Source organism: Algibacter lectus (assembly GCF_900112395.1).
Taxonomy (GTDB): Bacteria; Bacteroidota; Bacteroidia; order Flavobacteriales; family Flavobacteriaceae; genus Algibacter; species Algibacter lectus.
In genome coordinates this window covers 1-14,401 of sequence record NZ_FOLN01000020.1, presented here as the reverse complement: position 1 = coordinate 14,401, position 14,401 = coordinate 1, and the positions used below count along the sequence as shown (strand labels likewise).

Genomic DNA, 14,401 nt, shown 5'->3' with positions numbered 1-14,401 from the left:
GTAGTTTCCCCGTTATCCCATAAATAAGTATATCCACCATTTCCGTTAGCAGCAGTAACAGTCGCCGAACCGTTAGATTCACCAAAACAAGCAACTGGGCTATCTTGCGCCGTGCTAGCAGTTAAAGCATCGGGTTGATCTAATAAAATAGCTCTAGCAAATGTAAATGTACATCCAGAAGCATCTGTGATATCAACATTATAATTTCCGGCAGGTACATTTGTTAAATCTTGAGTTGTAGCGCCGTTACTCCATGAATATGTATATGGAGGATAACCACCACTAACATTAAGATCAATACTTCCTGTTGATTCGCCGAAGCAATCTACAGATGTATTTTTAGAAATAACAGCTCCTAAATCTTCAGAAGTGATAGTTGTAGAGATGGTATTACTTTCACAACCACTATTAATATTTTTAATTCTAAAATTGTAAGTTCCAGGTCCTAAATCGCTAAAATTTGGAGAGCTTTGATAAGCGCCTCCGTTAACTAAACTAGAGCTATATTCGTATTGTGACCCTAAAGGACTTGTAATATTTATATTATATTTTCCAGAAGTTTCGTTACATACTATGTCTAATTCAGGATCATCCGGTAATGTATTAAATGTAAGGGTTACCGTATTATTATCTGTAATACCGTCATTTGGAGCAGGAAGTCTAACTCTATATGTAAACGATACGCTTCCTTCATAATTTGGAGAAGACGTGTAAGTGTAAGAACCGTCAGGGTTTAAATTGAACCCAAGACCAGCTGGAGATGGTCCAGAAACTAAATCGTAAGTGGAATTTGCAGGAACGCTTGATGAATTATCAATCTGTCCATTAAATGTGCCTTGATCAATACATCCAAAATCGGTTTGCGGTTGTGCGTAACGTTGTAAAACAAAAAGCTTTCCGTCGCCATCATCATTAGAGGCTGAAATAAATCTAATTCTTGATATTTTTGATCCTGTAGGAGCAATTGTGTTTAAGTTGAAAAGAGCAATTGCGATATCTTGATTATTATCTTGCTCACGTCCCGATGACCAATAATCGGTAGCATTGTTTCTTGGTGCCGAAAACCCATAGTTTCTATATTCAGCAGAACTTCTTACAAAAGTGTCACCAAGTGATTCTTCCACAGTGCTTCCGGGAAGTGTTCCAAATAAGCGAATGTAGAAACAGTTATTTCCACCTCTTTCTGTAACAGCAAGTATACCTCCATCATTAGAAGGTAAAGCTGGGTCGTAAAAAAGGGTTTGCATTTGAGCATCTGTTTCATTAGATCCGTTAATACCGTTGGCTTTATTAAAATTACCACAAATATTATCACCATTACCATTAGATGAATAATAACGGTTAAGGTTTTTAGATTCAAAAGTTGCTAACGCGGCATCATCCCATAGGGTATTATCGGTAGGGTCGAATGTTGCGGTTGCACTAGATTTAATAACACTAAGGCCATTTCCAAATATCTCATTTATTGCATTTCCGCCTGGTCCTAATCGAGTAAGTTGGTATCCTGATGGTACAGCGAATGTGTTGTAAATAGCACCATTTACTGTAATCGATTCGATTGTTGCAGGGAGGTTGTTTTCAGTAGCAGATATGTCTCCATTGTTATCGATATCTTGTTCATCAGACCATTGAAAGGTGACATTCTCTCGAATGGAAGTAGATTGCACACCAATTTGTGCAAATGATGAAACCGATACTAACAACAATAAGGCGATAAATGTTAACGCTTTATTTGGTGATGTTAATCTTGGTAAGTAATTTACTTTCATAATAATGTTTTTAAAGCAACTATAAATTATTTTCTTCTAAATGGTTTTGGATGTAGTTAACCTGGATACTTCGTTCTGTTATTAAAATAGATAATAAATTACCTAATCTAGAATACCTTGTGAGAGAGGTTTTGTAAGTGACCTTTTTTTTCGGTAAAACAGTAACATCTAAAATTACATTGTATGTTTTTTTTTTTTGGAGCTATAGCTTAACTGTTTTCTGAAATTAGAGGACGTATTTATTTCCTCTACGTTTTTTGGAACAGTAAGTTTTGCTTTGTAGTTTTTAATTTATTTTGAGTCTTCTTCGTAGAGGGGATGAGAAGCTATTAAAAGTAGTTTTGTTTTCATAATTCTGTTCTTAAGGGGGAATCAAATGTACAATTACATAGACACAGTAAATTACCAAATGTCACATTTAACAAGTAAAAACGATTAAAGTCAAAAAAAAATTGTTTATAGATAATAAAATGTAAGTATTGTCTTATAGTCTTTTCATGGTGGATTATTTTGGTTTTTAGGGCGTTACAGCACAAATAAATTGAATTTTATCGATAAAAACAATGTTTTGGATTTAAAATTTGCTTTTTGTCGATTAAAAAGTGTTTTTTGTCGATATTTTTTGATTAAATTATTTTTGTAGGAAAAACGCTTATTTTTATAATGGGTAAATGTTAAAATTGAGTTTAATTGTTAAATTTTTGATGTTAAAATAATGAGAATAAGGCATGAAATAAGAGTAAGAAATCTTAAATATTGAAGCTTGTTCTATGTGTGGTAACTTTCATTATGATTAATTAGTGAAGAGGGGGTTTTTTTTGATTTATTCGAAATTTGAGTAAGTGGACTAGAAATGTTAAATGTTTTATTTATTCAAAAAAAAAAGCCCATTATAACGAGTTCATATTGGGTTTTGAAAAGTACTTAAGTAATCTTCAATAATTACTTTTTTGTTGTTTAATCAATCATCACTAAAATAAGATTTTGCATCAATAAGCTCATTTATTATATAGGTGTCATATTCAAATAATATTGGTTTTTTAGCATAAAAAAAAGCCTGTTTCAATATTTTGAAACAGGCTTTAATAATTATAGATTTTAAAAGAAATTAATCTTCTTTTTTATCTTCTCTTGGTTTTCTGTCGTCACGACGGTTATCACGACCTCTATTGTCACGAGCACCTCTGTTGTCACGTCCACCAGAACGTTTATCATCTCTTGGTGGTCTTGCAACATAACCTTCTGGTTTTGGTAAAATAGCTTTACGAGATACTTTCTCTTTGCGTGTTCTTGGATCTTGTCCAAAATACTTCACATCAAAAACATCGCCCATATTAACTACATCCGATACATTTTCAGTACGTTCCCAAGCCAATTCACTTACGTGTAATAAAACTTCGTTTCCTGGTGCATCCATATATTCTACAACAGCACCAAAATCTAACATTTTGATTACTTTTACTTTGTATACGTTACCAACAGTAGGTTTAAATAATAAAGAATCTATTTTTGCTAAAACAGCATCAATACCTTTAGAGCCTACACCTAATATTTCAACAATACCCTCTTCAGTCACTGGGTCTTCGTTAATAACGATAGTAGTCTCAGTTTCTTTTTGCATTTCTTGAATTACTTTTCCTCCAGGTCCAATTAAAGCACCAATAAATTCGTTAGGTACACGACGCGTTACCATAGTAGGCGCGTGATCTTTAACGCTTTCTGCCGGCGCAGCAATAGTATCTGTAATTTTACCTAAGATATGCAAACGGCCTTCGCGAGCTTGTTTTAGTGCATTCACTAAAATTTCGTAGCTTAATCCTTTAATTTTAATATCCATTTGGCAAGCAGTAATTCCTTCAGAAGTACCAGTTACTTTAAAATCCATATCTCCTAAGTGATCTTCATCACCTAAAATATCAGATAATACAGCGTAACGGTCACCATCAGAAATTAATCCCATGGCAATACCAGAAACTGGTCTTGTCATTTTAACACCAGCATCCATTAAAGCCATTGTTCCAGCACATACTGTAGCCATAGAAGAAGAACCGTTAGATTCTAATACTTCAGATACAACACGCACAGTGTAAGGGCAATCTGCAGGAATCATTCCTTTTAAACCACGTTGCGCTAAGTTACCATGACCAACTTCTCTACGAGAAGTCCCTCTTAATGGTCTAGCTTCACCTGTACAAAAAGGAGGGAAGTTGTAATGTAAATAGAAATTCTCTTCACCTTCGTAAGATGGCATATCTATTTTGTTAGAGTCTCTAGATGTTCCTAAAGTTACTGTCGCTAAAGCTTGAGTTTCTCCACGAGAAAAGATAGAAGAACCATGAGTAGAAGGTAGGTAATCTACCTCACACCAAATTGGTCTAATTTCGTCAGTTTTTCTTCCATCTAAACGTAAACCTTCACTTAATGTTAATTCACGAACGGCTTCTTTTTCTGCTTTGCTGTAGTATCCTCCAACAAGGTGTCCAAATTCTTCCATTTCTTCTTCTGTAAAAGAGGCTTTAACTTCTTCTTTTACTTCAGCAAATGCTGCGCTACGTTCTGCTTTAGAAGTTCCCTTCTTTGCAATTGCGTAACATTTATCGTATGCTAATTCGTGTATTCTTTTTTGTAAATCTTCGTTAACTTCTGCAGTTGTGTATTCACGAACTTCTTTTTTACCAAAAGCTTCCGCTAAACGCAATTGTGCATCAATTTGTACTTTAATTGCTTCGTGAGCAAATTTGATAGCGTCTGCCATTTCTTCTTCAGAAATTTCATCCATCTCACCTTCAACCATCATAACCGAATCGGCAGAAGCACCAATCATCATCTCTAAGTCAGATTCTGCTAATTGAGCTCTAGTTGGGTTAATTACAAATTCACCATTAACACGTGCAACTCTGGCTTCAGAGATTGCGCATTCGAATGGTAAATCTGATAATTGAATAGCAGCAGAAGCAGCTAATCCAGCCATAGCTTCTGGCATAACATCATCATCATGAGACATTAACTGAATCATTACTTGTGTTTCTGCGTGATAATCTTTTGGGAATAATGGACGTAATACACGATCCACTAAACGCATAGTTAAAACTTCGCCATCACTAGGTCTTGCTTCTCTCTTGAAGAAACCACCAGGATAACGCCCAGCTGCAGCAAATTTTTCGCGATAATCTACCGTTAAAGGTAAAAAGTCAACATCACTTTGTTTGTAATTGGAAACAACTGTACATAGTAACATACATTTTCCAGATTGAACAACAACAGAACCATGGGCCTGTTTTGCTAATTTTCCGGTTTCAATAGAGATTTCTCTACCGTCCCCAAGGTCAATAACCTCTTTAAACACTTTTGGAATCATAAATTTTTTCTTGTAATTCGAGCATACAATATACTCAAATTATGTTAAACAATGGTCGTTGTGTTGTTGTGTGTAGTTGTTGTGTGTGCGACCAATGAAAAACTTTTTGTCCCAAACTCGTTTTGGGATCTAGCTTCTTATAATTTGAAATTTATACTCGTTCAAATCGAGTTAATATATAACAAAAAACCACGCTGAAAAGCGTGGTTTTTTTATTGAGATTATTTTCTTAATCCTAATTCTTTTACTATAGCACGATATCTTAAGATATCTTTCTTGATTAAATAATCAAGTAAGCTTCTTCTTTTACCTACTAACATTACTAAAGAACGCTCAGTGTTGTAATCTTTACGATTCTTTTTTAAGTGTTGAGTTAAGTGCTCAATTCTTTGTGTAAATAAGGCGATTTGTCCTTCTGCAGAACCAGTATCGCTTTTGTTTTTGCCATGTTTGGCAAACATTTCTTGTTTCTCTTCTTTAGATAAATACATTCTAATATTATTGTAAATGATTGTTATGTAGCTTGAAAGTTTTTCTTTCAAGCGTGCAAATATAAGACTTTTTTACATTTATCTAATTTTTTATCTAATTTTTGATGTCCTTTTAACGTTTTAATATAGTGTAATATGTAAAAGGTTAAAATTGGGTTAAATAATAAGGTATACTTTAGATAGGGTAGAAGTGCTTTTAAAAGCAAATGGCTTTTAAAAGAAATGTTATTAAAATAAACTTAAGCATTTGTAACTAGCAAGCGCTAGAGAAATCGCTCGGGCTATAACCAAATTGTTCTTTAAACTTTTTACTAAAATAAGATGGGCTGTTTATACCAATACTATATTGTACTTCTTTTATTTTTATATTTTTATCGGTAGATAATAACTCGTACGCTTTTTTTAGCCGCAATTCTAATATTAGCTTTACAGGTGTTTTATTTGTTTCTGCTTTTACAATTCTAGCTAATTGTCTTTGACTATAACCTGTTTTGTATGATAAGAAATTAACATTGAAATCTTCTTTTGAGAGATTAATTTTTATAAGATCTAATATAGCATGAAAAGTATTGCTTTTCTTTTTGGTGACCTTTATCGACGAATCGGCATTATTGGTGTAAAGCTTTATTTTAGATATTATTTTTTTTTGATCAGATAGGTTTATAACATAGTCGTTGATATTTAACCCTTCTAAATTTTCATCTTTAATGTCTTTGGTAGTAATAATTAAAACAGGAACAATATCGTCGTTATTAATCTCGTTCGAAAAATGAGGTATTTCTTTTTTTAATACTTCTCCGTTTACTATAGGTTTTATAGCGTTACTTAATATTAAATTAAATTGATTTTGGTTTGTTCTTTCTAAAGCTTGTAGGCTGTTAAATGAAAAAACAAAATCGAAATTAGGACTTAAAATTTCGTCATAATTTTGATTTATTCTTAAATCATCTTCTATAATTAGAATATTGATTTCAAGACCTTTTATTTCTATATATTCAGGATGGCTATTTGGGTTCAAATAGGTTGTGAAATCAAAAATGTCGCTATCAATGTTGTGTTTTGTAGTTCTCAAGATAATTCCTTTTTTATGTAAGACACAATTTGGTTTGTATAAGTCACATTAATATGAATTTTACCTCTATATTTTTTTTATAAAATGTAGCTCTTGCTTTACAGCAACAAGTTAAAAATAATGTTCAAATTACCAAACAAATAATTGTGATTTATTTAACAAGGTAAATAAGGTTAATTGTGTGTTTCGTGTCTTAAAAAAGTGATAACATCGATGAAATGTCCGTTTTGAGTTATGCTATTGTTTTTTTTGAGTTATAAAAATCTATTAAGCAAATGTATTTTTGTGGGATGATTGACATGTATTTTATGCGCGGTAATATTTTTAAGGTTGTTCTTAATCTTGAAATCATGCCAAAAATCTACATTTTAAAATACACGAGAATTAAAAGTTAAGTATAAGGCAAGCAGAATTAAAGCTCTTTCCCTAAATAATAAATTATTTAATAGATAATAAATATGAAATCAAAATTACAATCCTTAAAATTCGATAAGGTTAACCAAAAACAAGCTAGAAACATGATGTTGTTCTTAGCTTTTTTTATGTTTTCACTTGGTTCTGCTTTTGCTCAATTTGGAGCAGGTGGTTCTGATAATAATAACGGCGATGTAAGGTTAGTGTATGTAAGCGGGCAACAAAATTCTGTTGAAGCTTTAAAAACGTTAGGAACATCAAATGAGATTATAGTGCAATCTATAAAAGGTGCGCCTCAGCAATTACACTCTATCAGGGTTAAGATTCAATTGCCTCCAGGTGTGCTTTATACGCCTTCATCTTTTGCTATTACTGATAATAATAATGTTACTGTTCAGCCTTTAGCTAATGTATATGTTTTAGCAGAGGATGATATAAGTGATTTAAATGCACCTATATTTTCTATATTCAATAATGGAATAGAAACAGAATTATGGGATGCAGGTGATTATATTCAATTTACTTTCGAAAGAACCGCTGGTTGCGCTGCTGTTACTTATAAAGAGGACGGAAATACATTTAAGGATACAGCAGAAATTAGCTATGTAAAAACAGGCTTCCCAGGTGTTCAAACAGCAACAGATACTAATGCTTTGTTAGCTAATTATGATTTATTGGCAGCTTCGGTATCTATAAGTAATATAACAGCAGTAAATGGTACCGTAGGTTCTTTTGTTCATACAAGAGAAGTAACCGATTTTAATGGAGGTAATGCAGGAGTTCAAGAAGTAATACATACTGTTAAATTAGGTTCTAGTGTTAATGTAGAGCCTAGTGTTGGCGCTTATTCTTTTTCTTATTTAGGGAATGTTATTTCTCCTAGTACAACCAGTACAGATGGTGCGGGGGTAACAACAAATACTTACATTATTAATTTATCATCTAACCCTAATTATAGTGGAGGAAACCCTGGTTTTGAGGATGGAAATGGTTTTTTTGATGCAGGAGAGTCTTTGGTTTTTGAAGAGAGTTTTACTTTAAAAGATTGTATAGATACGGGTATTCAACATCAGGTCGAGTGGACTTGTCAATCATCAAAAATTACAGAAGGAAATGTTTTGTTTGGTGCCAATAATCCAGAATTAGATATTGATATTTTAGAAAACCATCGAAACATATCAGGTGTAAACCATATCAGGTTAAAAATAACTAATACGGCTTCAGCAACTGCTGCTGCTGGTTTTGCAAAAGATATTTTAATTAATGTAGCCCTGGGTTCAAATAATCAATCTGGAACTACTAGCTATAATAACAACCCGCACTGGGGAACTACTAGGTATAATGTTAGATCTTTTAGTAACTTTTCATTAGGTAGTGAAACTGTTCAGGTTCCGTTCACACCGGAAGATTGGGGGTCAGATAATTCTTCTACATCCACTACTTCAACTCATGCATTGTTGCCAAATACCAATATAAATGTAGATGTTGATGATGTGGGCGGCTTGCAAGATATTGATGGAGATAATTATTATGACGATCTTGCTCCGGGAGATTCTTTTGTAATTGAATTTGATTATGAGGTTTTGCCTCGAGATAATAATTGTGGTACAGGCCGGTTTGATTATATGCAGTGGGAACATGTATTTGTTGATGCGCTTACCAAAGATCAATGTGATTCTGCAAGACCAACTGAAGGTGTAGATTTAGGGTATAATAACTTTATAAGAGATTATAATAATGCTACGGTTTTTGAGCAGGATACAGATATAGAGGAGCTTGTGCCTTTTGAGGTGGCTTTAAGGCCTTATTTGTATTCAAATTTTAATCATAATGATCATGCTATGATTAATGCCAACGGAGATAGTGAGTTTACAGTATCTATAGAAGTACCTAGAGGTGTAGATTTAGTTGCAGGATCACCTCCGGAATTTAGTCAGACAAATGGTGCTTATATTGTTGGTTTACCAGGAGCTGGTACTAATGTTATTTCTTATACTTCAACAGATATTTTAAGTGGTTTTACACTTAGAGAGTTTAGCGATTTTTTTGCACGTTTTCCTCTTGTGATGAATTGTACAGAGTTAGAATTAGGAGGTGTTACTAGCGTTATTAATATTTCTTATGAAACCAGTTTAAAATTATACGATGCTCCTGGAGGAAACCTAGTGTTTGAAAGAGATATTCATTGTGGGAACTTCGAACCAATTATAGAACATTCATGTAATCCTCCTTGTGCTGGTCCAAATATTACAGGTTTAGATGCGTATAGAATTACAGCAGGTTGGTCAGATAATACGATGACTTCTAAAGTAGATTTAACAAGCACGAATCCTGATGGTTCACCTGTTTATGAACTAGATAAATATTTAGCAGGAGATGAAATGATGGTAGAAACGTCTGGGTTTATGTCTAGCTTATCATCAGATAACTTACATTTTATACAAAATTATACTACAGATGGGTTAACGGCAGGAGCAAATGATATAGAGTTTGTTTCTGGTACTATTGTAATTACTAAATTTGGAGGCAGTACAACACTGGAGTTACCGGTAAGTGCGCCTATTGTAACTTCTAGTGGTAATACTCATACATTAGATTATGATTTGTCGAGTGCGCTTTCAGATCCTATAGTTGGTGGGTTAATAGAGGATCAAGACACGTTTGAAGTGAATTTTAAATATAAGTTTACTACAGATACTTATACTAATTTTGGATACCACATTTTATCAGGTTTTAGAGGTCGATATTATGTTGATGAAACATTAACAGGAAGTACAAGTAATGTAGCAAATGATAATGATAATGATGGCATACCAAATGAAAGACTAAGCTGTTTTGATTGGGGTGATCAAGTAGCTTACTTAAGACCTGATAACTTATCTTACGGAGTTGCAAATAGTACATTTGAATATTGTGCTGAAGTTTGGGCAAACCTTATAAATGATTATACGCGATCAAATTCACCACATTTACATACTGGAGAATATAGACCAACTACCATGATTCAATCTACGGAAATTACAATTCCGGATGGAGCGAAAATATTGGATGTTAGGCAATATAATAATGAGGGCTATTTTTATGTGAGCACGGGAGAATTAGATATTTCTCCAGCGCTTGGTACGCCAGGAGTGAATACTTATACGGTAACACCAAATAGAGCGGCTGGATACAGAGATCAGAATCAAACATCATCTGTTAGTTATAGAATGCAGGTACTAGTAAAAGGTAGTTGTGAATTAAAAGATGCTTCGGAAGGATTACCTATTCCTATTATAACATCTACAAGTATTGTTCAGCATATGGCTTATACCGAAACACCTTTGCCGGAACAACTATTAACAAGAACACCGTCAGCAAGATTATATTACACAAAACCAACTTTTATTTTTCAGCCTTTATCAAGTGCTATTATTGTAGGGTTTGGTCCTGAAGCAGATTTTGATCTCAGAGTAGTTAACAATAGTTCTTCTACTGGAGATGTAGGTTTTAACTGGATTAAAATACCTGCAAATTCTAATATAACCATAGTAGGGGCGGAAGATATTACTTCTTCATCAATACCATTAAATATTGTACAAGTTGGAGACGATAGTTATGTAGAAATAGGTAATTTAGATGCAGGAGAAACAAAAGATATTAGAGTTAGTGCAACTTATACTAGTTGTACCGATGTTCCTGTAGATTTTAGTTTAGGTTGGGATTGTGATGCATACCCAACAAACTATGGAGATGTGTCATCGGTTTGTTATGATAATACTGTACAATTAACATTGCAACCTGCTGCTGGCCAAGTACAGCAAACTATAACTGAGCCTCAGCCAGTAGGTCCTTTTGCAATGTGTGATACTATTATTTATGATGTGGAATATAGTAGTGCTCAAGTAGCGACAACCATTAATCCGGAATCATCATTAACTCTGTTTAATGGAGCAAGTGCAGTGAGTATAACAAAGATTGAAGCCGAATATCCTGCAGGTAGTAATAACTGGGAGGACTTAGTGACCACGATATCTGGAGGTGATACTTATGTTTCTCCTATTATTCATTCAGCAATGACTCCTCTATATGGAGGTATTCCTGGTACGGGAGCTGTAGGGCCTTCTGTAAATGATAGAAAAGTAATTGTTAGGTATACATTGCAAACAACATGTGATTTTGTTTCTAATTCACCGTTAACTTTTACTGTTTCTGGAGATGTACCTTGTGGAGAACCAACCGTTGGTAATGGTAGTAAGTCAGTATCAAACGGAATTGAAATAATAGGCTTAGACGCTACTTACGATGCTTTGTCAACAATATCTTTACCAGATTTTGCAAATCCTGATGGAGGGCATATTGATGGTTGTTCATCTCAAGAAACAATTAATATTTTTACGACAATCTCAGAGTTACCATCTAGTCCAGGGGCTAGTACTGGTGATTTTGATTACGGAAGAGTGGTGTTACCAACGGGAGTAACATATGTAGATGGGTCATTTCTTAATCTTGGAGCTAACGTTTTAACATATGTAAGTTCATCACCTAATGAGTTAATTGTTAAATACCCTTCAGGCTTGTTCGACCAAGATCAAACTGAATTTGAATTCGATATCATACCAGATGCGGGATATTGCGAAGAGGATGCTACAGTAAGTTATCTTGCGTACATACAAAATGATACAGGTGCTAGTTGTGGAGGTACATCTTGTGGTGGTAACTTAATTGCCACAGGTACGTCTAGCGAATCTTTAGATATCAAAAAGGCGGCAGTCGTTATTAATTTAGACTCTGCAATAGGAAGTGTAACTGTTTTAGATGAATTAATAACAGCAGCCTTTACAATTGATAATACTTCTGATGTTGAGGTGACTGCACCTGCAACTATTGGAGCATATTTTGATGTGAATCTAGATGGTGTTTATGATGCTGGCGATTTAGAATTAGGTAGTCATATTATCACATCTGCGATACCGGCTGGAGGATCAATTTCAGAAAGTATTCAGTTTACAGCTACTCCAACTCAGGCTTGTAATATTTTATTAGTAATGAAGGTAGACGAAAATCCTTGTATTTGTGTGCCTGCAAGTGTAAGTATGGGGTCGCCAAGTGTGTTAACTGGTATTGGAGGTTCAAATGTACCAGTTTGCGAAGCTTATGCAGGTAGTAGTGTTGAATTAGGTTCGCCTAATAACCCAGATTATACTTATGTATGGACAGGGTTAACAGCAACTGATGATATTACGTATTTAGATGCTCCAACAACAGCTCAACCAAATTTCGTTTATGGAGGGCCAAAATTAGCGGCAACAACAACCTTTACATATCAAGTGGAAATTACACGTCCTGGCGGATGTACTTCTACAGATACAGTAGATGTTACTGTAGGATATATAGAAGATCCGGTAATATCTTCTAGTGAACTAGAAATTTGTTCAGATGAATATTTATCAGTAACATTTGGGAATACTTTAAGTGATGATGAAATTATTAAAATTTGGAAAAATGCAGCGTTAACAACACCTGCCAATTTACCAAATACAAGTGGTATTTGGACATCAACAGAGTTGTATCCTGCAGGAACAGGTAATATATATGCAACCGTAGAAAATACAGTTACAGGTTGTAGAACAGATGCCATAACTATTGCGTACACCATAACAGACTGTGTTGCAGATTTAGTAACTACAAAATCCGTTTCGCCTACTACGGCGTCAATTGGTCAAGATGTTGTGTTTACTATTAATGTAAGTAATATAGGTAGTAGTGTTGATAAGAATGTGACCTTATCAGATGTATTGCCAAATAATGTAGCTTACGTAAGTGATAATAGTAGTGGAACATACAATCGAGTTACAGGCCTATGGACTGTAGGTGAAATAGCTAGCGGTAGTTCGGCTTCATTAGAGATAACAGCTAACATTAATGCAGAAGCCGCAGGTGGTACAGTGACTAATACAACAACTGCAGCTTCTGGAGATTATACCGATGATACACTTATAGCAGGGGATGTTTTAGATGCTACTGTTTCTGTTAATTCATTAGTAATTGCGGCAGCAAACGATAATTATTCAGGGGTAAATGGTTTCGAAGGGAATACTAACCTAGGAAATATATTAACTGGTACAGGAGACGATTCTTTAAATGGAGATCCTGTTACTACGGCAGATGTAGCGATAACGTACCCAACACCTGCAACTGTAAATGGTAATCCAATTACAGGAACAGCTCCAATTATTAGTGCGTCTGGAGATGTAAGTGTACCAGCAGGAACACCAGCAGGAACATATTCTATTCCATATACTATTTGTGAAATAGGAAATTCAAGTAATTGTAGTAATGCAACAGTAACTGTAGTCGTAGAGGCACCAGCAATAGTTGCTACAAATGATGATTATACTGCAAGCCCGGTGCTTAGTGAAGATGGAAACGCTAATTTGGGTAACATATTAGGGGGTACAGGTGATGATACTCTAAATGGAGTAGCAACAGATATCAATGAAATCGACATTACTTTAACATCAGGAATGTTTTTTGATGGAGGTTCAGGACCAGTTCCTGCAACGGGAATAGTTCCAGAAGTTGATCCATTAACAGGAGATGTTAGTGTGCCAGCAGGAACACCGGCAGGACGATATACCATTAACTATAATATTTGTGAGGAGTTAAATCCTTCAAATTGTAGTGCTGATGCAGTAGTAACTATTGTGGTTATTGAGCCACCAGTAGCTAATGTAGATAGTAATTCAGGTAATACAACTACTCAACCAAGTACACCGATAAATATTTTATCTAATGATTTATTAGGTGATGGAATAACTACAGCTACAGTATTAAATACAACAGTAGATTTAGACTCTAACACAGCAGGAGATCAAGATGTCTTAGTGGTACCAGGCGAAGGAACTTGGAACTATAATACATCAACTGGTGAGCTTGTTTTTACTCCAGAAACTATAGTAGATGGATTTACATCTAATTATACCAATGATCCAACTCCAATTGAGTATACCTTAACAGAAACCCAAACAGGTTTAAGTGATACAGCAACGGTAACAGTAGATTACGTTATCGAATCACCAACAGCAGAGGATGATTCGAGCTTAGCCAATGTAGGCGGCGCAGTAACCATCGACCCATTAGTAGCAAATGGTGGTTTAGCAGATTCAGATCCTGATGGAGAATTAGATGCAACAACGGTAAGTTTAGTAGCACCAGTAGGCGCAACAAGTATCGTAACGGATGCTAATGGCGACATTACAAGTTTCGCAGTACCAAACGAAGGAACATGGAGTGTAGATGAAACTACAGGAGCAAT

General features: G+C 34.6%; 5 protein-coding genes. 1 reads left to right on the top strand and 4 read right to left on the bottom strand.

Features of this window, described 5'->3' with window-relative positions; all coding sequences use genetic code 11:
* From BM246_RS19555 to BM246_RS19540, 4 genes are all read right to left on the bottom strand, one after another.
* Window positions 1-1,769, bottom strand: a 1,769-nt coding sequence (locus BM246_RS19555) for an Ig-like domain-containing protein (RefSeq protein ID WP_139221944.1), incomplete at its 3' end; no start/stop codon positions are given.
* A 1,108-nt stretch (window positions 1,770-2,877) separates the two neighbouring features.
* On the bottom strand, window positions 2,878-5,127 hold the full coding sequence (locus BM246_RS19550; protein WP_042506948.1) for a polyribonucleotide nucleotidyltransferase: 2,250 nt from the start codon (window positions 5,125-5,127) through the stop codon (window positions 2,878-2,880).
* Between the two features lie 221 nt (window positions 5,128-5,348).
* Complete coding sequence (gene rpsO, locus BM246_RS19545) at window positions 5,349-5,618, bottom strand: 30S ribosomal protein S15 (RefSeq protein WP_042501638.1); 270 nt, start codon at window positions 5,616-5,618, stop codon at window positions 5,349-5,351.
* Between the two features lie 253 nt (window positions 5,619-5,871).
* The gene (locus BM246_RS19540; protein ID WP_074940662.1) at window positions 5,872-6,690 is read right to left on the bottom strand and encodes an AraC family transcriptional regulator; all 819 of its coding nucleotides are present in this window, start codon (window positions 6,688-6,690) and stop codon (window positions 5,872-5,874) included.
* A 458-nt stretch (window positions 6,691-7,148) separates the two neighbouring features.
* Between BM246_RS19540 and BM246_RS19535 the strand changes: the two genes are divergently transcribed.
* On the top strand, window positions 7,149-14,401 hold a 7,253-nt coding region (locus BM246_RS19535), incomplete at its 3' end, for a DUF11 domain-containing protein (RefSeq protein ID WP_083415870.1).

What these genes read in the sequence shown, in the direction of transcription:
- BM246_RS19550 (WP_042506948.1), bottom strand. Translation starts at nt 5,127, where the DNA reads ATGATTCCAAAAGTGTTTAAAGAGGTTATTGACCTTGGGGACGGTAGA.
- rpsO (WP_042501638.1), bottom strand. Translation starts at nt 5,618, where the DNA reads ATGTATTTATCTAAAGAAGAGAAACAAGAAATGTTTGCCAAACATGGC.